Origin of the sequence: Bradyrhizobium sp. HKCCYLRH3059, from assembly GCF_051168035.1 — a bacterium.
GTDB lineage: Bacteria > Pseudomonadota > Alphaproteobacteria > Rhizobiales > Xanthobacteraceae > Bradyrhizobium.
Genome location: NZ_JBNPUF010000011.1, coordinates 105,948 through 124,943, shown reverse-complemented (window position 1 = coordinate 124,943; position 18,996 = coordinate 105,948). Strand labels below are relative to the sequence as shown.

Genomic DNA, 18,996 nt, shown 5'->3' with positions numbered 1-18,996 from the left:
ATGACCGCGCCTCGTCACAGGTGCGCTCCCCTCCCCCCGCGCGAAGCGGAGCTTCGCTAGGCGGGGAGGGGTCGGGGGTGGGGGTCCCCAACGGCGGTCTCGCCCGGAGACCCCCCACCCCACCCCTCCCCCGCAAGGGGGGAGGGAGCTGACTTCCGATGACGCAACAGCGAATGCAATCGCGTCAGTTAGATCACCTCGCTACTTCCCCTGCACCGTCGCCGGCGCGTCGAGATCTCCGTCGCTGTCGGCATCCTTGGCGCCGACGGTGGTGTCGACGGTGACGTAGACCGACATGCCGGCGCGCAGCAGGTTCTGCCGCGCCACCTCCTTCGGCACGCGGATGCGCACGGGCAGGCGCTGCACGATCTTGGTGAAGTTGCCGGTCGCGTTGTCCGGTGGCAGCAGGGTGAACACCGAGCCCGAGGCCGGCGAGATGCTGTCGACCACGCCCTTGAAGCCGCGTGCACCATAGGCGTCGACCTTGATCGTGACCGGCTGGCCCGGACGGATACGCCTGAGCTGGGTTTCCTTGAAGTTCGCGTCGATGAAGACGTCGTCGAGCGGCACGACGTTGCCGAGCCGCTGGCCGACCGCGACGAAGTCGCCGGTGCTGACGAGACGGTTGGAGAAGGTGCCGTCGACCGGCGCGCGCACGGTGGCGAATTCGAGATCGCGCTCGGCCTTGGCAAGCGATGTCTTCAGCTCGGCGAGCTGCGCCTGGGCCTCGACCTGCTGCGCCTTCGTCACCTCGACATTGTCGCGCGCGGCGTCGTACGCGGCACGGGCGGCGCGGACCGCCGCCATGCCCTGGTCGCGCGCGGCTTCCGACTGCTCGAAGGTCGCATGCGAGGCAAAACCCTTGCTGCTCAGCGCCTGCTGGCGCTCATAGTCGAGCCCGGCGCGCTTCATCGCGGCTTCGGATGAGGTGAGATTGGCCTGCGCCTGCTCGGCGGCACTCTGCTGTGCGGCGACCTGGCGACCGATGCGCGCGATCGTCGCCTCCTGCGTGGCGATCTTGGTGCGGGCGGCATCGACCGCGATCTTGTAGTCGCCGTCGTCGATACGGAAGATCACGTCGCCCTTGCGAACCACCGAATTGTCCCGCGGCACGATCTCCTGGATGTGCCCGGAGACGCGCGCGCCCAGCATGGTGTTGTTGGCGCGAACGTAGGAATCGTCGGTCGAGACCATGAAGCGGCCGACCAGATAATAGTGCGTGGCGTAGCCGGCGGCAGCGAGCGCGAGCAGCACGCCGATGCTGGCCAGCACCCGCTTGCGCTTGCCTGATTTCGGAGCGGGGGCGGGCCCGGCTTGCGGCGTCGTGGCTGTGGGAGCGCCGGCCGGCGCGGGCCGTTCGGGCTGAGCCTCGGTGCTGACGTCGGCCTTCGGGTCGGCCGGCTTAGCATCAGCAGGCTTGCGCTGCGCCGTGTCGCTGGCCTGCGGCCGGACCGGCTCAGACCTCGTCTGTTCCGGCGCCTCCTCAGCGTCCGGACGGCGCGCCCGCACAGCCTGATCTCTCGCAGCGGCCATCAGAGACTCCCACCCATGACAGCGGGGCCGTCCAGGCCCCGAAAATCCCGACCGAACCGTTCGGTCAATCCACATCTATCATTGACCGAACCGTTCGGTCAATTTATATCTTCGCTATCGCAACATATCCGCGCAGATGCGTTTGTGACGTTGGCGCCGGCCAAATCTTCGGGAACAGCCTAAACCAATGATTGAGGCGGACCACAACACCACCCAGGCAACGTCGGACGACGATTCCTCGAAGCGCCGGCAAATCCTCGCGGGTGCCCGCAAGGTGTTCATGGACATGGGTTTCGACGGCGCCAGCATGGGCGAGATCGCGCGCGTTGCCGGCGTCTCCAAGGGCACGCTCTACGTCTACTTCGCCGACAAATTCCGCCTGTTCGAGGCGATCGTCGAAGAGGAGAGCGTGCATCGGGGCGCCTCGAACTTCAGCTTCGATCCCGCCCGCGATGCCACGACCGTGCTGTACGAGTTCGGCACCGCGTGGATCGCGGTCGTCTGTCGCCCCGGCGGCGGATCGGCGATCCGCACCGTGATGGCGATCGCCGAACGCATGCCGGAGGTGGGACGGCGCTACTATGATTGCGTCATCGAGGGCACGATCGGCCGGCTCGCCGCCTATCTGCAGGCCCGCGTCGATGCCGGGGAGCTCGCCATCGACGATTGTCACCTCGCCGCATCGCAATTCCAGTTGATGTGCCAGGCCACGCTGTTCCTGCCCTTCATCTTTCAGGGAGCCCCCGCCCCCTCGCCCGACGAGACGCACAAGGTGGTGGCGAGCGCCGTCCGCATGTTCCTCGCGACCTACGGCATCAAGAGTTGAGACGCCGCTGACCGCCTTGATGCGCGCGGCGATGTCGGCCCAGAAGATGTCGGTCCAAGCGACGTCGATCCAAGACATGCGCTCTCCTTCTCGCGGCGGGTGACGCCCGAGCTCTGCAATCGGATCACCCTCGAACTGATCGGAGGGTGCAGGGAAGGCCGGGCGCTGGCCGCGCCCGTGGCCCGCCTGCTCAAAAAAATGCAGGCGGCAGGTACCACAGGTCTGGCCGAACACACCCGGCCCTCCCCGCGCGATGGGCTTACGACTTATACGTAATCTCCCCGGTGTCCGGGCTTGTAGCCACCGTCGCCATCCGGATCATCACCGAACGACTTAGCGCCAGCATCGGGGCGCCAGGACCATACGACTTCATCGTCCTGCCGGTCGCGTTCGTCCGCTCGCGATTCCAGCGCGCTGCGCGCCGACAGGCCACCGCTCCCCGCCTCCAACGCTCGTGACGACCGCGAAACGTCCCTCTTCGATCGAGGCGGGATGGCGGTAGACAACCACGAAATTCGGAAAAATGGAAGAACAAAATTTTTACGCGAGGGACTGGACAGGGCAAATCAGTTTGATCGGGCAAACGAAATCGGATTCTGCGCGCAGCCGGTTTTAACCGCGCGCGACCGCAGCAGCAGCGGGCGACGATACCACGGCGCCGTATCCGCGGAAGGAGCCTAGCGTCCGAGAAGGGTCGCGAGCCGACCTTGCAAGCGGTTGCGGATTGGGGCAATCGAAGCTCGGCAGCTGCGCATCCTGGGCCTACCATGTCAAAGTTCTTCGCTATGGAATCCGTCGGATCTCCCTGGGGTGACTACGGCGATATTCTTTTGAACGGCCTCGTTGAAGCGACCGAGTGCGTCGGGCCGCCGATCATCCGCATCTTGCGCACTGGCCCATATGTGCCGCCGATGACCCAGCCATTCGGCTTCATCATCGTCACCGACGAATTTCGACGTGACCTTGAACGCAGCCAGTTGACTGGCTTTGACTTCGAGCAGACTCAGTATGGGAAAGTCGTCCGCCTCGATTGGCAGACTTGGAGCACGGACACCAATGAGCCGATGTCGTATCCCGAGACAGGCGAACCAGAGGACTACATTTTGGGATGCCCCCACGACCCCACTCTTCTGGCGCAGATGCCTCGGTTGTGGGCTCTCGCCGTCCGGCCTACGCCCGAATTGCAGGTCCAGGGCACACATTCCTTCCGCGCAGATCGACATCCGGGCACGGACATCGCTCGTGAGCATACGCTCCATTGGGTAAGCGAGCGTATGAAGGTTTGGCTCGAAAGATCGTCGGCGGCGAGATGGATTGCGTTTCGTTCGATAAGGCCGAGATGAACAATGTCCGCTTCGGGACGAGACTGTTGACTAAGCCGCTGCTTAACGAGAACTGTCGTCGCCAACAACGTCTCGCTGCTGGTCCAAAATGCGCCTCAGCACCGACGAGGGTCGACGAATTGCTCGCTTGGCGCGTCGGCCAATCGATCTGCTGTGTCGGAAAAACGCATAACCAGCGAGCAGAATTGCAGTGACGCCAGAAATCACGTGACCAGCCGCTAGAGTCGCAAAGCAGAGCGGCCCACCGACGCAGATCACACCGGTCCATAGTAGACAGAATCCAAGGTAAGTCTTGCCTGTCGGGATGCCGCTGCTCATGGTCACAACCGTAGCGCCTTTATGATCTCTGGGCCCCGGCAAAATCGTCCGCGCCGCATCCGCACGTGGCCAATGGTGAATCTAGGATTGACGCTATCTGCCATTGTCCCGGTCGGACCAGGCGCTAGGTGTTTCGCCGACGGCATCCGCAGGCGCATGACCGGGCGCTGGCCCGCCGGCTCTGGGAGCGCTCGGAGCAGTTGCTCGACGCAGCCCCGACGATGTCACGCGCAGCCGTGCGGGCCATCTGATGGGTATCGGAAACATCAGTTGTAGGGTGGGCAAAGTAGCCGCCTGCAGGTCGGTCGCGTGCCCACCATCGCCCCGCGCACGAGAAAGCGGGATGGTGGGCACCGCGCGCGATGCATCACGTATGATCAGCGGCATCGGGGGCGCGCCTTTGCCCACCCTACCCTGTCGCCAACACAAGCGAAGCAGTCAGAGGCGCGGGAAGAGTCTGGATTGCTTCGGCGCAAGAGCGCCTCGCATTGACAGAGAGTGGGCAGGCTCCGCGCCAAAACCTCAACTGTCGTCGCCCGGCCCGACCGAGCGATCCAGTATTCCGCGGCGGCTGTGATGACACGCGACGTCATGGCGTACTGGATGCCCGCCGGAGCCTGCCCTCGGGCTCGCCAAAGGCGAGACCCGGGGGGCGGGCATGACATTGGAGGATTTGGCCGGCAGTGTGCCAAATCTCTTTCTGCTCTACTTCTTACCGCTCTTGGTCGTGTGGGAATGCGAATGGCTATGACTATGGGCGTGGCTATGACTATGCGCGTGCCCGTGGTCATGCGCCGGATCGACCGGCATCATCGCGACGTGGCCGTGGCGGACGCCGCGCTCGGCGATGACGTGGTCGGCGAACGCCTTGACCTCGCGACGCTCGCCCTTGAGCACGGTGACCTCGAGGCAGCTCTCCTGGTCGATGTGGACGTGCAGGGTCGCCTGGGCGAGGCCGGAATGGTCGTGCGCCTCCTGGGTCAGGCGCTTCGGCAATTCGCGCGCGGCATGGTCGTAGACGTAGCTGAGAGTCGCGATGCAGTGGCGGCTGTCGGCGGCGCCGGCATCGGCCGTTTCGAGGCCGCTGCGCAGCAGATCGCGAAACGCCTCCGAGCGGTTGTCGTAGCCACGCCGGGCCATGAAGGCGTCGACCTCGGCCAGAAGATCGTCGTCGATCGTGATCGTCAGGCGCTGCATGTCCCGTCTCCCTGAGCTGCGCGACAAGCGCCTATCCACCCGATGAGTATGATGTTTTCACGTTGACATCATACTGGTGTCACCTTAGCGTTCTTTAACACTCGACATCAGGGCGAACCAAGTGCGCGTGTCGCGGGCCAACGACGGCTCGCGGCAGATGATGACGCACGCCCGATGACGAGACCGAGGGGCGTGACGATGCGGTGGCGTGGGGCAAGTGTTGGCGTGCTGATGGCGGCATTGGCGCAGCAGGCAAACGCCCATCCGGAACGGGCCCCGGCCGAACTGCCGACGGTCGACGTCGATGCCCCCCGACGCGCGGCCAAGCCGAAACCGCAGGTCCGGCGCGAGGCGCAGCGGCCGAAGCCGGGCGCCGCCCGTGCGGCGACGAATGTAACGCCGGCCACCGCGGCGGCGGCTGCACCGTCCGGCGCGCCCAATGTCGGCTCCGGCCCCGCGCGGCCGCAGGGCATGGCGAGCGAGGTCGTGATATCCGGCGAGGAGATCAACGCCCGCCCGGCGACCCGCCCCGGCGAGGTGCTGGAAGCGGTGCCCGGCCTGATCGTCACGCAGCACTCCGGCGAAGGCAAAGCCAACCAGTATTTTCTGCGCGGCTACAATCTCGACCACGGCACCGACCTCGCACTCCATGTCGATGACGTGCCGGTCAACATGCGCACCCATGCCCACGGCCAGGGCTATGCCGATCTCAACTGGCTGATGCCGGAGACGATCGGCCGTGTCGACGTGCGCAAGGGGCCCTACTTCGCCGACGAGGGCGACTTCGCCTCGGTCGGCAGCGTCCATATCGGCCTGGTCGACAGCGTGCCTAAGGCGATCGCGCAGGTGACGGCGGGCAGCTTCGGCTATCGCCGTTTCTTCAGCATGGATTCGGTGCATGTCGGCGATGGCCATCTGCTGATCGCCGGCGAGGCCGGCCGCTATGACGGACCCTGGACCACGCCCGACGACGCCAAGAAGCTGAACGGCCTGATGCGCTATTCGCAGGGCACGGCGACCGACGGCTTCTCGATCACCGGCATGGCCTATGCGAACCGCTGGACCTCGACCGACCAGGTGCCGGAACGCGCCATCACCTCGGGCGATCTCGGCCGCTACGACGCATACGATCCGACGGACGGCGGCAAGACCAACCGCTTCGCGCTGTCCGGCCGCATCGCCGGCACCGACGAGGCCGGCTCGTGGAAGGCCAACGCCTATTTGGTGAAAAGCCAGCTCGATCTCTACAACAACTTCACCTACGCGCTGAACAACCCGACCTATGGCGACCAGTTTCACCAGCACGACGACCGGCTGATGCTCGGCGCCAATGCGTCACGCACCTTGAACGGCAGCTTCGCCGGCCGCCCCATGGAGACGACGTTCGGCGTCCAGACGCGCTACGACGACATCGCGCTGGCGCTGACCAATACGCGTCAGCGGGTGCTGCTCTCCGACATCGATCCCTTGAGCACCGGCGTCGTTCGCGCCGACAAGGTCGGCGAAGGCAGCGTCGGGCTCTATGTCGAGAACACCGTGCGCTGGACCGACTGGCTGCGCACCACGGTCGGCTATCGCGGCGACTATTATCAGACCCACGTCTATTCGCTGACCAACGGCAACAACACCGGCGATGCCGCGGCCAGCCTCGGCAGTCCGAAATTCAGGATGGTGATCGGGCCGTTCGACAAGACCGAGTTCTTCGTCGGCGCCGGCTATGGCATGCACAGCAACGATGCCCGCGGCGCGACCACTACGGACGATCCGGCTGCGCCGGGCACCAGGATCGACTCTTCGCCCCTTCTGGTGCGCACCAAGGGCGCCGAGGTCGGCGTGCGCACGCGCATCGTCCCCGGACTCGACTCGTCGCTGAGCGTGTTCATGCTCAACCAGGATTCCGAGATCCTGTTCTCCGGCGATGCCGGCAACACCGAGGCCAGCCGGCCGAGCCGGCGCTACGGCTTCGAGCTGACCAACCACTATCGCCCGGCGTCGTGGATCGACATCGATGCCGATCTGGCGATGACGCATGCGCGCTTCGTCGGCGACAACACCGACCAAGCGGCGGTCTACGCCTCGCTCGCAGGCTACCCCCAGGCCCAGCTCGGCAATGCGCCCGGCAACTACATCCCCAACGCGCCGGCGATGATCGCGTCGGCCGGCATCACGCTCGGCGAGAAGACCGGCTGGTTCGGCGGTCTGCGCTGGCGCTATCTCGGCTCCACGCCGCTGACCGAGGACAACTACTTCCGCTCCACCCCGACCAGCGTGTTCAACGGCCGCATCGGCTTCCGCGACGCCAATGGCTGGCGCATCCAGCTCGACGTGCTGAACCTGCTCAACAGCAAGGCCAGCCAGATCTCCTACGGCTACGGCTCGCTGCTGCCGACCGACCAGCTCTACCAGGCGTGCTACGGCTCACCGGCCTCCCCGTTGCCGCCCCCGCCGGTGCCGCCGGCCCAGGTCTGCCAGACCGGCGTGATGGACCGCGTGCTGCATCCGATCGAGCCGCTGACGTTCAGGGTGACGGTGGCGGGGACGTTTTGAGGCGGAGCTTGCTAGGTCTCACGCCCTCTCCTCGCGGACGGTGAACTCCCCTCCCCCTTGCGGGGAGGGGTTGGGGGTGGGGGACCACGAGTCCCGCTGTTCGTGATGGAGAGTCGATCTATCAAGAACACTGGAGAATCATCGCGCGCGTCGAACGACCGCAGTCGAACGCGTGAAATCGTTCACGCGTGAAGTGTGCCCCATGGAACGTTCAGCGCGTGGGGACCCCCACCCCCGACCCCTCCCCGCAAGGGGGAGGGGACTCACCGCCGGCTGGGCAAGAGTTCGAGCCGTCACGTGCTATAATGTGTGCCTCTCCTCGGGACCGAAACCATGTCCGACCGCACCACCCATTGGCAGACCGTCTACACCACCAAGGCCGAGACCGAGGTGAGCTGGTACCAGGACGACCCGGCGACGTCGCTGCGGATGATCCGCGAGGCCGGTGCGACACCGACATCGCGGATCATCGACATCGGTGGCGGCGCATCGCGGCTGGTCGATGCGCTGCTCGCGGCCGGCTACGGCGCGCTCGCCGTGCTCGACATCTCCGACGCGGCACTGGCGACGGCGCGCCGCAGGCTTGGCGCGGCGGCGGCCGGGGTGACGTGGATCGCCTCCGACGTCACCACCTGGACGCCGGACGCGCGCTACGAGGTCTGGCACGACCGGGCCGCCTTCCATTTCCTCACCGCGCCTGAGGACCGCGCCGCCTACGTCGACCGCCTGCGCGCGGCCGTGGTGCCCGGCGGGGCCGTCATCATCGGCACGTTCGCGTCCGATGGTCCGGAGAAGTGCAGCGGACTGCCGGTCGTCCGCTACGACGCCCACGGACTGGCCGCTGCGCTGGGTCCTGCTTTCACGCTGGAGGACAGTTGCACCGAGGTGCATCGCACGCCATGGGACTCGACGCAGCAGTTCCAGTTCTGCCGCTTCCGCGCCGGTTAGAGCATGATCCGGAAAAGTGGAAACCGGTTTTCCGAAAAGATCATGCTCAAACAAGGAGATGAGATCATGATGCGATTCCGTGGAATCGCATCATGATCTAGTCAGCAGCACAGAGGCGGGCCATCCGACACGACGAGAACCTCGGTGTCGGCATCCTCGCTGCGCGCGGCATCCTCCGCTCCACCAGCCGACGTCTCGCTCTCCGGCGGCGTGCGCCAGGGAATCGGCTTCGGCGGCATCCGCTCCAGACGCTGTGCATCGGCGACGGCGCGGCGTGCCGTCTTCAGCGAGCGGCAGACCAGCACGGCCTGCTCGGCGGTGCCGACCTCGAAGCCCGCCCCAATCGCCTTGATGCGATACGATGCCATCTCCGCCTCTCCCAATCCGGCAGCAACCAGAACCCCGCGCGCCTTGTTCCTGGCGACTGTGGCAGGTCTAGTGTCGGCCAAAGGCGGACGGCAAAACTGGTCAACGGACTCCTAATCCGCAGCGCGTGACGTCGGGGTTTCCGTTTCGGGGCGGGACAGAGCGCGGTCAGGCGCGGCTGACGGCGAAAGAAATCCACAGCCGCGCACAGGAATGGCGAATGGCGAGCAGGTGATCGTCCCGATCTCGATTCGCTACTCGCTGTTCCCTATTCGCCCTCTCAATAGTCCCGGAATTCGTCTTCCTCGTTGATCAGCTGGCCGATGCTGCGCGGCTGCTTGCGCGACGGGATCGAGCTGGTCACGTCGGGCTCGCGCTGGCCGTAGCCATAGCGCCGCTGCTGCGCACGTGCCGCCACCGCCTCGCCGGATTGCGCGGCTGGCTGGCAGATCATGCGGCGGCTGGCGCGGCGCATCAGGTCCACATGGATGTGGTCGTAGTGATAGACGTTGGAGCCGGGCGCCAGCACGGTGGTGAACTGCTGGCACGCCCCGCCCTGGATGTCGCGCAGAAAGCCCTGCTCCTCCGGCAGGCCGATCCAGCCGTCCTTGACGCTGATGCGGCGGCCGTCGGCGAGCGTGAAGGCGGCGATGTCGAGCGCGTTGCCGAAGGCATGCTCGGAAATGTGCGCGCTCGGATTGCCGTTCATGCCGCGGCAGGAATAGGCCGAGATCTGCTTGATCTCGACGACCTTGGTGCCGAACCAGCGCTGGGCTGCCGGCTGCACCGACTCCGCGATCCAGCGGTCGAGTGCCGAGACGATCGGACAGGCGAGCGTCGCGGTCGGCTTCACCGCGACCGGGCCGACGGTGCCGACCGGATCGCGCGACGGTCCGAGCCGCGGCGGCGGTTCCTGCTGCGGATAGGCGGTGCGAGCGCCCGGCTGACCGCCAGAGGGCGAATAGGCCGCGTCGGCCGGCTGATTGACGTCGTCCTCGCCGACCGGCGGCTCGAGCTGCAGTGGCGCGCCGGGAGGGGCGCCATAGGACGGCGATGCCGGACCCGGATAGGCCGCGCTCGACGACGGATAGGCGGGCTGCGGCGCCGCCTGTGGCTGATAGGTCGCGGGCGGGGCGTAGCGTTGCGGCGGCTGGTTGATCGGCCAGCGCGGCTGGCCGCCGATCGCGGCCGGCGGACGCAGGCTTTCATCGGCGAAGCCATAGCTCGTGGTCGCTTCGCCGAGCGCTGCCACCTTCAGCGGATAGTCGGCGCCGCACATGCCGGGGCCGGAGATCGGATTGATGCGGACGATATCCGCGCTCTCCTTCACCGCGCCAGATTTCAGGCAGGCGATCTCGGCCTCGGCCCGCCACGGCTCGCGCTCCTGGAAGAATCCACGGCCGCAACCCGCAAGCGAGACAAGGACGATGGAGCCGACGAGATACAAACGAACTCCGCGCGTCATATGCAGAGGTTTGCGGCAATTTGCTTAAGGACCTGTCAATGCCGTCCATTTACGGCGCGCAAACCATCGTGACGTGAAAGGCAGTCCATTTACGGGGAAGCGACAACCGCGCTGTCTTTTTTGCCGATGCCGATCGGATATGTGTGGCGCGCGCTTTGCGGAGCAGGCGTCAAGCGCGAGCGCACGCCAGGTGCGCGAGATGCGAAACGGGAGCGGTCCCATGAGCCTTGCCGATCGGCTGAGCATGGTGGTCACGTATGTCGTGTTTGCATTCGTCGGCGCGATCATCGTCGGGATGATCTGATCGCTGCGATCCGACCTCGATCGATTGACGGGCCGCGGTGGGCCGCGTGCGGCCCCAGCCGCATTGGCCTTTCGGCTGTGACCCTTGTCACAGATCGCGCCGTCACCCGCGTCTAAGAGTTCCCTCCAGGTTCACGACGCCGTCCGAGGGAGCTCATTCATGAAGACCGTGTATCTGGCCGCAGCAGCCGTTCTGATCGCGAGCAGCGCCGCGCAGGCCGGCAGCTCGATCGCGTTCAATTTCGACGGACACAAGATCCGCGTCACCGTGCCGCGCAACTGCCAGTCGCTGTCCTGCCTGCAGGTGTCCGGCATCGACCTCAGCGGGCTGAAATCATCCAAGCTCGACGATGACGATGCGCCGGCAGGCAGCGCGCCTGCGGCCGGCGCTCCGGCCCCCGCGGTCGCGGCGCCCGTGGCGGCTCCGCCGGTCGTCAACGCGCCGGCGCCCGCCGCCACCGCGCCAGCCGCGGCCGCGCCAGCCCCCGCATCGCCCGCTTCCGCTGCGCCATCCACGACCGTGCAGATGCCGGCGGCGCCGGCGCCGGTCGCGGCGACCGCGCCTGCTCCACAGCCAGCCCCGGCACCCGCGCCGGTCACGGTTGCCGCGGCGCCTGCCGCAGTTCAGCCGGCGCCGGCAGCCGATCCGAACTCGCCGCTCGGGCTGTGGGCCACCGAGGGCGGCAAGGGCAATGTCGTGATCGAGCCGTGCGGCGCCAACATCTGCGGCTTTGCCGAGAAGACGCGGGAGAAGATCCTGATCAACATGAAGCCGAAGGACAGCAAATGGGTCGGCCGCATCCACGATCCGGACGGCGGCGGCAACTACGACTCCACCGTGGTGCTCAAGAATCCGAACACGCTGCGGGTCCAGGGCTGCGCCTTCGGCGGCCTGTTCTGCGGCGGACAGACCTGGAAGCGCGTGAGCTGATTGCCGTCCCTCGACATCGGCGAACGCAAAGGCCCCGCCGGGATCAGCACCGGCGGGGTTTCCTCCTCGTGGCGTCTGCTACGCCACCTTGGCGGGGATCGCCGCGGGCATCGCGAGGCGCAGCGGCAGCGACAGCCGTACCCGCAGGCCGCGCGGGGCGTTGGGCATCAGCGCGATGCCGCCGTCATGCTTCTTCATGATCTCCTGCGCGATCGACAGGCCGAGGCCGAAGCCGCCGGCGGAGCGCGCCTGGTCGAGCTTGACGAACGGCTCCAGCGCCCGCGCCTGCAGCGCCTGAGGAATGCCCGGACCGTCATCGGCGACCTCGATCGCGATCATGCCGTCGGCCAGGGTCGACAGGCTGACCACGACCTCGCTGCCATGCTTGACCGCGTTCTCGACCACGTTGGTGACGGCGCGCGACAGCGCCCGGGCCCGGCCCTCGCAGACCAGCCGCGACGGTCCATCGAAGGTGACGGCGTGGCCGACATCGGCGAAGTCGCAGCAGATCGTCTCGAGCAGGCTCGCCAGCTCGATCCGCGCCGGCTGCTCCGCCTTGGTGTCGTCGCGCAGGTAATCGAGCGTCTCGTCGAGCATGCGGCTGACCTGGTCGATGTCGCGCAGCATCGCGCTGCGCATCTCGCCCTGCCCGATCCGCTCCGAGCGCAGCCTGAGCCGCGTCAGCGGCGTGCGCAGGTCGTGGCTGATCGCCGCCAGCATCCGCGTGCGGTCGTCGAGCAGCGCGCGGATGCGCGCCTGCATCTCGTTCAGCGCCTCGGCGACCTGGGCGATCTCCCTGGGCCCGCGCCGGCTCAGCGGCTCCTGCGCGCCCGGCGAGCGGCCGAATGCGGCCGCCGCGCGCGCCATCTCCGACAGCGGCCGGATGATCGCCCGCGCCGCGTAGATCGACAGCAGCACGCCCAGGATCAGGATGAGAAACAGGAACACCGCCGTCGGCTTCAGCACCATCGACCAGAATTCGAGGCGCGGCACGTCGTCGAACACCAGCGCACGCTCGCCGTCGACCTGGACGATGATCTGGGTCGGCGGCGCCGCGCCATAGCCGACGCCGTGGAGCAAGGTGACGTCACGCAGCACGCTGAGCTGACGGCGAGCCAGCCGCGAGGTCCATGGCACGTCGCTGACCGGCTTGGCGAGCAGCGTCAGCGAGGTCAGCGGCACCAGCTCGACCTGGATGCCGGAGCTGCGCAGGCTCGACAGGCTGCTGTCGACGGCCACGGGATCATTCGTGGCGCGGACGAAGTGCACCGCCTCGGCGACGCGCGCGATGCCGTAGGCCGGCGATTCCTGCTCGTCGGGCGGATCGAGAAACAGCAGCGCGGCCGCGATCATCAGCACCATGCCGAACAGCACCGACAGCGACGCCAAGGTCACGATCTGCGTGGTGAGGCCGAGGCGCGGGCACGGCTTGTTATCTGGCGTCATCGATGGTCTCGACTCTTGGCGTGAAGACGTAGCCGCCGAGGCGCACGGTCTTGATCAGGGTCCAGCTCCTGGCGCCGGGCTCGATCTTCTGGCGGATGCGGCTGATGTGAACGTCGATGCTGCGCTCGACCGGCCCGGCCTGCCCGCCGTGCGCCAGCTCGATCAGCTGCTCGCGCGACAGTACGCGGCCGGCATTGCGGCAGAACGCCAGCAGGATGTCGAACTCGGCGCTGGTCAGCGTGATCTTGACGCGGTCGGGATCGAACAGCGTACGCGTCGCCGGCTCGATGCGCCAGCCGTCGAACGTCATCGGCGCCTGCCGCGCCGCGATCACGGCCGGATGCAATTGCGACCGGCGCAGCAGCGCGCGGATGCGCGCCACCAGCTCGCGCGGATTGAACGGCTTGACGACATAGTCGTCGGCGCCGAGCTCGAGGCCGAGGATGCGGTCGATGTCCTCGCCCTTCGCCGTCACCATGATGATCGGCACGGTCGAGATCTGACGCAGGCGGCGGCAGATGCTCATGCCGTCGTCGTCCGGCAGCATCACGTCGAGCATGATGAGGTCGACCTGCTCGCGCTGCAGGAGGTCGTTCATCGCGGCGGCGGAGGATACGAAGCGCGGCGCGAAGCCGTGCTCCTGTAACAGCTCGGTGAGCAGCGCCGCAATCTCCCGGTCATCTTCGACGCAGAGAATGCGCGCGGCTGCCGGCATGTTTGCGTCTGCGGCCACGACGGTATTGTGTGACGACATCATGCGCGGAACATGGTCGATTTTGGTCGAAAAGAACAGCCCGAAGCGGCGCGCGATCGTGGCGAAAGTAAGCTGTATTGTTAAGGCGGAAACATTTCTTCACGCGACTTAACCCTGCGCAATCGTTAACCTGCCTAGGCTCTGCGCATCAAACAAACACCAACGGGGAAGTCCTGCGGCGTGGCCGACCAGCCGGCGCGGCCTCCTTTCGAACCGCGATAGTATCAGCCGCCGTGAAGCCCGTTTTGCTCGCACTCTGCCTCGCCACGCCGCTGCTCGCCGGCTGCGCCGTCGGCCCCGATTACGTGACGCCAGAGTTCGGCGTGCCGAAGCGCTGGAGCAGCGACCGCAATCGGCCGGCGCAGATTCTGAAGCTCGCGCATTGGTGGCGCAACCTCAACGATGACCTGCTCGATCAACTGATCAGCGAGGCGGTTGCCGGCAATCTCGACGTCGCCGCCGCCAAGGCGCGCATCCGCGAGGCGCGGGCGACGCAGCGCCAGGCCGTCGGCGCGCTGTTTCCCACGGTGAGCGGCACCGGCACCGCGACGGAGACCCGCAGCGCCAGCAGCTCGACAAGCGGCATCGCGATCGCTCCGACCACCTACAGCCAGTACCAGGCCGGCTTCGATTCGAGCTGGGAGCTGGATCTGTTCGGCGCCAACCGCCGTGCGGTCGAGGCCGCGACCTACGGCGTCGATGCCGCCGAGGACGATCTGCGCGCGACCTTGCTGACGCTGGTCGGCGACATCGCCTCCAACTACATCGATGCCCGCGCCTACCAGGCGCGCGCGGCACTGGCGCGGCGCACTGCCGCCTCGCAGCGCGAGACCGCGGCGCTGACCGAGCGCAAGCAGAATGCCGGTTCGGCCTCGGCCGTCGACACCGCCAAGGCGAGCGCGCTGGCCGCCAGCACCGAAGCAACCATCCCGACCTATGAGAGCAGCTATCAGCAGGCCGTGCACCGGCTCGGCGTCCTGCTCGGCCGCGACCCGACGGCCCTGAATCTCCGCCTGTCGCGCGCGACACCGATCCCATCGCCGCGCCTGCCGCTGCCGAAGGGCATCCCGGCCGACGTGCTGGTCATGCGGCCCGACGTGCGCAAGGCCGAACGGCAGGTCGCGCAGTTCACCGCGAAGATCGGCCAAGCCACCGCCGCGCTGTACCCGGATGTCAGCCTGACCGGCACGGTCTCGACCACGGCGCTGAAGCTCGGCGATCTCGGCAAGAGCTCGACGATCGGCTGGTCGATCGGCCCGAGCGTCTCGGTGCCGATCTTCAACGGCGGCAAGCTGCAGGCCGCCGTCGAGGTCGCGGAAGCGCAGCGTGACGAATACCACGTCGCCTGGCGCAGCGCGGTGCTGAGCGCGCTCGAAGACGTCGAGAACGCCATCGTGAGCCTCGGCCAGGAGCGCATTCGCATCCGCAGCCTGAGCGAGTCGGCGCGGCGCTATGGCGAGGCCGCGCGGCTGTCGCGCTCGCTCTACCAGACCGGCTCCAGCACGTTCCTCGACGTGCTCGATGCCGAGCGCTCGCAATTCACCGCCGAGGACAGCCTGCTCGCGAGCCGCGCTACGCTCGCGAAGAACTACGTGGCGCTGGCCAAGGCGCTGGGCGGCGGTTGGACCGCAGCGATCGACAGCTCGCTGCCCGAGGTCGTCGACAGCGGCACCGGCCCGCATCTCGCACAGGCCGTCGCGCCCAAATAATCTACGATCTGAACTTCAAAAAGTGCCTCCGAAGTGATCCGATGAACGCACCCTTATCCTACATGCCCCGACCGGTCGCGGTCGATGGCGGCCTCGCGCCGGCGCCGAAGCCGAAGCGGCCACGCCGCTGGCCGCTGCTGATCGCCGGAGCGCTCGTCGTTCTGGCCGCCGCGATCGTGCTGGTCATGAGGCTGACCAGCAATCCCAACGCCAATCTCGTCACCGCGCCCGTCACGACCGGCGACATCGAGCAGACCGTGCTCGCCACCGGCACGCTGAAGCCGGTCAAGCTGGTGGCGGTCGGCGCCCAGGCGTCGGGACGGCTGGTCGCGCTCAACGTCAAGCTGGGACAGAAGGTCAGGGCCGGCGATCTGATCGCCGAGATCGACTCGCTGACGCAACAGAACACGCTGCGCACCAACGAGGCGAGCCTGCGGAGCGTACGGGCGCAGCGTGACGAGAAGGTCGCCACCCTGGCGCTGGCCGAGGCGAACCTGGCGCGGCAGCAGGTCACGCTGGCGCAGAAGGCCTCGTCGCGCGCCGACTACGACAGTGCCGAGGCGACCGTCAAACAGACCCAGGCCCAGATCGCGCAACTCGACGCGCAAATCGTCGAGGCCGAGGTCGCGATCGAGACCGCGCGCGTCAACCTCGGCTACACCAAGATCACGGCCCCGATCGACGGCACCGTGCTGTCGATCGTCACCCAGCAGGGCCAGACCGTGAATGCGGTGCAGTCGGCGCCGACCATCGTCGTGCTCGGCCAGGTCGAGACGATGACCGTGCGGGTGGAGATTTCCGAGGCCGATGTCGTCAAGGTCAGGCCCGGACAGAACGTCTATTTCACCGTGCTGGGCGAGCCCGATCATCGCTACGAGGGCACGCTCGGATCGATCGAGCCGGCGCCCGAATCGATCAAGAGCGATTCGAGCTTCTCGTCGAGCACGACGACCACGTCGAGCAGCAGCTCGTCCTCGTCCACCACGTCCTCCGCGATCTACTACAACGGCGTGTTCGACATCGCCAATCCGGACGGGCGGCTGATGACCTACATGACGGCCGAGGTTCACATCCTGCTCGGCGAGGCCCGCAAGGTCCCGACCATTCCGTCGTCCGCGCTTGGCAACGCCAATCCCGATGGCAGCTACACGGTGCGCGTGCTGACCGGCGCAGGAACGCTGGAGAAGCGCACCATTCGCGTCGGCCTCAACAACAAGATCCGGGCCGAGGTGCAGTCCGGCCTGCGCGAGGGCGAGCGGGTCGTGATCTCGGCGCCCGAGGAGGGCACGAAGCGAACCGTGATGCCCCCGCCCGGAGGCGCGTGATGACGGAGGTCCTGATCGACCTGCAGAATGTCGGGAGGCGCTACGCGTCCGGCGAAGGCACGGTCCATGCTTTGCGTGGCGTCGACCTCCAGATCGCGCGCGGGGAGATGGTGGCGATCATCGGCCAGTCGGGCTCCGGCAAGTCGACGCTGATGAACATTCTGGGCTGCCTCGACCGCCCGACATCCGGCAGCTACCGGATCGCCGGCCGCGAGATGGGCTCGCTCGATCCGGACGAACTGGCGGCGTTGCGGCGCGAGCATTTCGGCTTCATCTTCCAGCGCTACCATCTGCTGGGCGAGCTCAGCGCCGCCGACAATGCCGAGGTGCCTGCGGTCTATGCCGGGCTCGGCCCGGCGGCACGCCACCGCAAGGCCGAGGCGCTGCTGCAGCGGCTCGGCATGGGCAGCCGTACCGACCACAAGCCGGGTCAGCTCTCGGGCGGCCAGCAGCAGCGGGTCTCGATCGCCCGCGCGCTGGTCAACGATCCCGACGTGATCCTGGCCGACGAGCCGACCGGCGCGCTCGACCGCGCCAGCGGCGAGGAGGTGCTGCGCATCCTCGACGAGATCAGCGCCTCCGGGCGCACCGTCATCATCGTCACGCACGATCCGAGCGTCGCGCAGCGCGCCCGGCGCATCATCGAGATCGAGGACGGCCGCGTCATTTCAGACCGGCTCAATCCGCGGACTTCGGAACCCGCGCCAGCCGCAGCGACCGAAGACCACGCAGCGCAGGCGGCGTCGTGGTGGCGCAGCCAGCTCGACCGTTTCCGCGAGGCCGCGCGGATGGCGCTGCTCGCCATGAATGCGCACCGGATGCGCGCATTCCTCACCATGCTCGGCATCATCATCGGCGTCGCCTCGGTCGTGCTGGTGCTGGCGCTCGGCAAGGGCTCGCAGGCCAAGGTGCTGAAGGACATCAACCGGCTCGGCACCAACACGCTGGAATTCTTTCCCGGCAAGGATTTCGGCGATACGCGCTCCAGCAAGATCAGGACGCTGGTGCTCGCCGATGCCAAGGTCATGGCGCAGCAGCCTTATGTCGATGCGATCTCGCCGACGGTCTCGACCACCAGCACGCTGCGGTTCGGCGCGATCGAGGTCAGCGCCCAGATCTCCGGCGTCGGCGAGCAGTATTTCCGGGTCAAGAACACCGAGCTTGCCGAAGGCAGCTATCTCGATGCCGATACCGTGCGCTCCTACGCCCAGGACGCCGTGATCGACGACAATGCGCGCAAGGCGCTGTTTCCCGATCCCGACGTCAGTCCGCTCGGCAGCGTGGTCCTGATCGGCAAGGTGCCCTGCCGCGTCGTCGGCATCACCAAGCAGCAGCAGGCCGGCTTCGGCTCCAGCTCCACGCCGATCGTGTACCTGCCCTACACGACCGTGCAGGCGCGCTTCCTCGGCAACCAGGTGCTGCGCAGCATCAGCGTCCGCGTCGACGAGGCGACGCCGATGGCGGCGGCCGAGCGTGCCGCAACGGCGCTGCTGACGGCGCGGCACAATGCCAAGGATTTCTTCGTCCTCAACACCGATGACATCCGCAAGACCGTCGAAAGCACGACGCAGGTGCTGACACTGCTGGTGGCGGCCATCGCCGTGATCTCGCTCTTGGTCGGCGGCATCGGCGTCATGAACATCATGCTGGTGTCGGTGTCGGAGCGCGTCGGCGAGATCGGGGTGCGCATGGCGGTCGGCGCCCGCCGCAGCGACATCCTGATGCAGTTCCTGATCGAGGCGGTGCTGGTCTGCCTGCTGGGCGGTGCGCTGGGCCTTGCGCTCGCGGTCGGCTTCGGCACGGTCTTCAACGCGCTCGACGTCGGCTTCCAGCTGATCTATTCGCCGCTCGCCATGGTCGGCGCCGCCGTCACGTCGATGGCGATCGGCATCGGCTTCGGCTACATGCCCGCCCGCAGCGCCTCACGGCTCGATCCGGCAACGGCTCTGGCAAGGGAGTAGGTCGGAACGAATGAGCTCCACTCC

General features: G+C 67.1%; 14 protein-coding genes. 8 read left to right on the top strand and 6 right to left on the bottom strand.

The window, feature by feature from the left end; genetic code table 11:
- Window positions 1-201: 201 nt before the first annotated feature.
- Complete coding sequence (locus ACQR13_RS28600; protein WP_316192833.1) at window positions 202-1,533, bottom strand: efflux RND transporter periplasmic adaptor subunit; 1,332 nt, start codon at window positions 1,531-1,533, stop codon at window positions 202-204.
- Between the two features lie 187 nt (window positions 1,534-1,720).
- Between ACQR13_RS28600 and ACQR13_RS28595 the strand changes: the two genes are divergently transcribed.
- The gene (locus ACQR13_RS28595) at window positions 1,721-2,359 is read left to right on the top strand and encodes a TetR/AcrR family transcriptional regulator (protein ID WP_316192832.1); all 639 of its coding nucleotides are present in this window, start codon (window positions 1,721-1,723) and stop codon (window positions 2,357-2,359) included.
- A gap of 767 nt (window positions 2,360-3,126) precedes the next feature.
- The gene (locus ACQR13_RS28590; RefSeq protein WP_316159281.1) at window positions 3,127-3,702 is read left to right on the top strand and encodes a hypothetical protein; all 576 of its coding nucleotides are present in this window, start codon (window positions 3,127-3,129) and stop codon (window positions 3,700-3,702) included.
- 1,023 nt (window positions 3,703-4,725) lie between these two features.
- Here ACQR13_RS28590 and nikR read toward each other — a convergent pair.
- Entirely contained in the window at window positions 4,726-5,217 is a 492-nt protein-coding gene (gene nikR / locus ACQR13_RS28585) for a nickel-responsive transcriptional regulator NikR (RefSeq protein ID WP_316192831.1), read from the bottom strand.
- A 174-nt stretch (window positions 5,218-5,391) separates the two neighbouring features.
- Here nikR and ACQR13_RS28580 point away from each other — a divergent pair, with 174 nt between their 5' ends.
- Both ACQR13_RS28580 and ACQR13_RS28575 read left to right on the top strand, forming a co-directional pair.
- Window positions 5,392-7,764, top strand: coding sequence for a TonB-dependent receptor (locus ACQR13_RS28580; RefSeq protein ID WP_410052251.1), 2,373 nt, complete (start codon window positions 5,392-5,394; stop codon window positions 7,762-7,764).
- 333 nt (window positions 7,765-8,097) lie between these two features.
- A complete protein-coding gene (locus ACQR13_RS28575; RefSeq protein WP_316174269.1) occupies window positions 8,098-8,712 on the top strand; it encodes a class I SAM-dependent methyltransferase in 615 nt (204 codons plus the stop codon).
- A gap of 101 nt (window positions 8,713-8,813) precedes the next feature.
- Here the strand turns inward: ACQR13_RS28575 and ACQR13_RS28570 are convergent, their stop codons facing one another.
- Both ACQR13_RS28570 and ACQR13_RS28565 read right to left on the bottom strand, forming a co-directional pair.
- Window positions 8,814-9,080: a hypothetical protein gene (locus tag ACQR13_RS28570; protein ID WP_315713457.1), complete on the bottom strand. Its 267-nt coding sequence runs from the start codon at window positions 9,078-9,080 to the stop codon at window positions 8,814-8,816.
- 278 nt (window positions 9,081-9,358) lie between these two features.
- Window positions 9,359-10,543, bottom strand: a complete 1,185-nt coding sequence (locus tag ACQR13_RS28565; protein ID WP_316192830.1) for an extensin-like domain-containing protein — start codon at window positions 10,541-10,543, stop codon at window positions 9,359-9,361.
- Window positions 10,544-11,006: 463 nt separating this feature from the next.
- Between ACQR13_RS28565 and ACQR13_RS28560 the strand changes: the two genes are divergently transcribed.
- Window positions 11,007-11,777, top strand: a complete 771-nt coding sequence (locus ACQR13_RS28560) for a DUF2147 domain-containing protein (protein ID WP_316201733.1) — start codon at window positions 11,007-11,009, stop codon at window positions 11,775-11,777.
- Window positions 11,778-11,855: 78 nt separating this feature from the next.
- Here ACQR13_RS28560 and ACQR13_RS28555 read toward each other — a convergent pair whose 3' ends face one another.
- Together ACQR13_RS28555 and ACQR13_RS28550 are read right to left on the bottom strand one after the other, a co-directional pair.
- A complete protein-coding gene (locus tag ACQR13_RS28555; RefSeq protein ID WP_316201732.1) occupies window positions 11,856-13,223 on the bottom strand; it encodes an ATP-binding protein in 1,368 nt (455 codons plus the stop codon).
- On the bottom strand, window positions 13,210-13,980 hold the full coding sequence (locus ACQR13_RS28550; RefSeq protein ID WP_316201731.1) for a response regulator: 771 nt from the start codon (window positions 13,978-13,980) through the stop codon (window positions 13,210-13,212). The genes ACQR13_RS28555 and ACQR13_RS28550 overlap by 14 nt, the downstream gene beginning before the upstream one ends.
- Before the next feature lie 230 nt (window positions 13,981-14,210).
- Between ACQR13_RS28550 and ACQR13_RS28545 the strand changes: the two genes are divergently transcribed.
- The 3 genes from ACQR13_RS28545 to ACQR13_RS28535 are packed head-to-tail and all read left to right on the top strand — an operon-like array spanning window position 14,211 to window position 18,972.
- Window positions 14,211-15,686 (top strand): efflux transporter outer membrane subunit, encoded by a 1,476-nt coding sequence (locus tag ACQR13_RS28545; RefSeq protein ID WP_316192826.1) that lies wholly within the window; start codon window positions 14,211-14,213, stop codon window positions 15,684-15,686.
- A 41-nt stretch (window positions 15,687-15,727) separates the two neighbouring features.
- Window positions 15,728-17,011: an efflux RND transporter periplasmic adaptor subunit gene (locus tag ACQR13_RS28540; protein ID WP_316201730.1), complete on the top strand. Its 1,284-nt coding sequence runs from the start codon at window positions 15,728-15,730 to the stop codon at window positions 17,009-17,011.
- Entirely contained in the window at window positions 17,011-18,972 is a 1,962-nt protein-coding gene (locus ACQR13_RS28535) for a MacB family efflux pump subunit (RefSeq protein ID WP_315713465.1), read from the top strand. Before ACQR13_RS28540 ends, ACQR13_RS28535 begins: the two co-directional genes overlap by 1 nt.
- Window positions 18,973-18,996 lie beyond the last annotated feature (24 nt).

Coding starts and splice junctions, on each gene's coding strand:
- ACQR13_RS28600 (WP_316192833.1), bottom strand. CDS start 1,533: ATGGCCGCTGCGAGAGATCAGGCTGTGCGGGCGCGCCGTCCGGACGCT.
- ACQR13_RS28595 (WP_316192832.1), top strand. CDS start 1,721: ATGATTGAGGCGGACCACAACACCACCCAGGCAACGTCGGACGACGAT.
- ACQR13_RS28590 (WP_316159281.1), top strand. CDS start 3,127: ATGTCAAAGTTCTTCGCTATGGAATCCGTCGGATCTCCCTGGGGTGAC.
- nikR (WP_316192831.1), bottom strand. CDS start 5,217: ATGCAGCGCCTGACGATCACGATCGACGACGATCTTCTGGCCGAGGTC.
- ACQR13_RS28580 (WP_410052251.1), top strand. CDS start 5,392: ATGACGAGACCGAGGGGCGTGACGATGCGGTGGCGTGGGGCAAGTGTT.
- ACQR13_RS28575 (WP_316174269.1), top strand. CDS start 8,098: ATGTCCGACCGCACCACCCATTGGCAGACCGTCTACACCACCAAGGCC.
- ACQR13_RS28570 (WP_315713457.1), bottom strand. CDS start 9,080: ATGGCATCGTATCGCATCAAGGCGATTGGGGCGGGCTTCGAGGTCGGC.
- ACQR13_RS28565 (WP_316192830.1), bottom strand. CDS start 10,543: ATGACGCGCGGAGTTCGTTTGTATCTCGTCGGCTCCATCGTCCTTGTC.
- ACQR13_RS28560 (WP_316201733.1), top strand. CDS start 11,007: ATGAAGACCGTGTATCTGGCCGCAGCAGCCGTTCTGATCGCGAGCAGC.
- ACQR13_RS28555 (WP_316201732.1), bottom strand. CDS start 13,223: ATGACGCCAGATAACAAGCCGTGCCCGCGCCTCGGCCTCACCACGCAG.
- ACQR13_RS28550 (WP_316201731.1), bottom strand. CDS start 13,980: ATGATGTCGTCACACAATACCGTCGTGGCCGCAGACGCAAACATGCCG.
- ACQR13_RS28540 (WP_316201730.1), top strand. CDS start 15,728: ATGAACGCACCCTTATCCTACATGCCCCGACCGGTCGCGGTCGATGGC.
- ACQR13_RS28535 (WP_315713465.1), top strand. CDS start 17,011: ATGACGGAGGTCCTGATCGACCTGCAGAATGTCGGGAGGCGCTACGCG.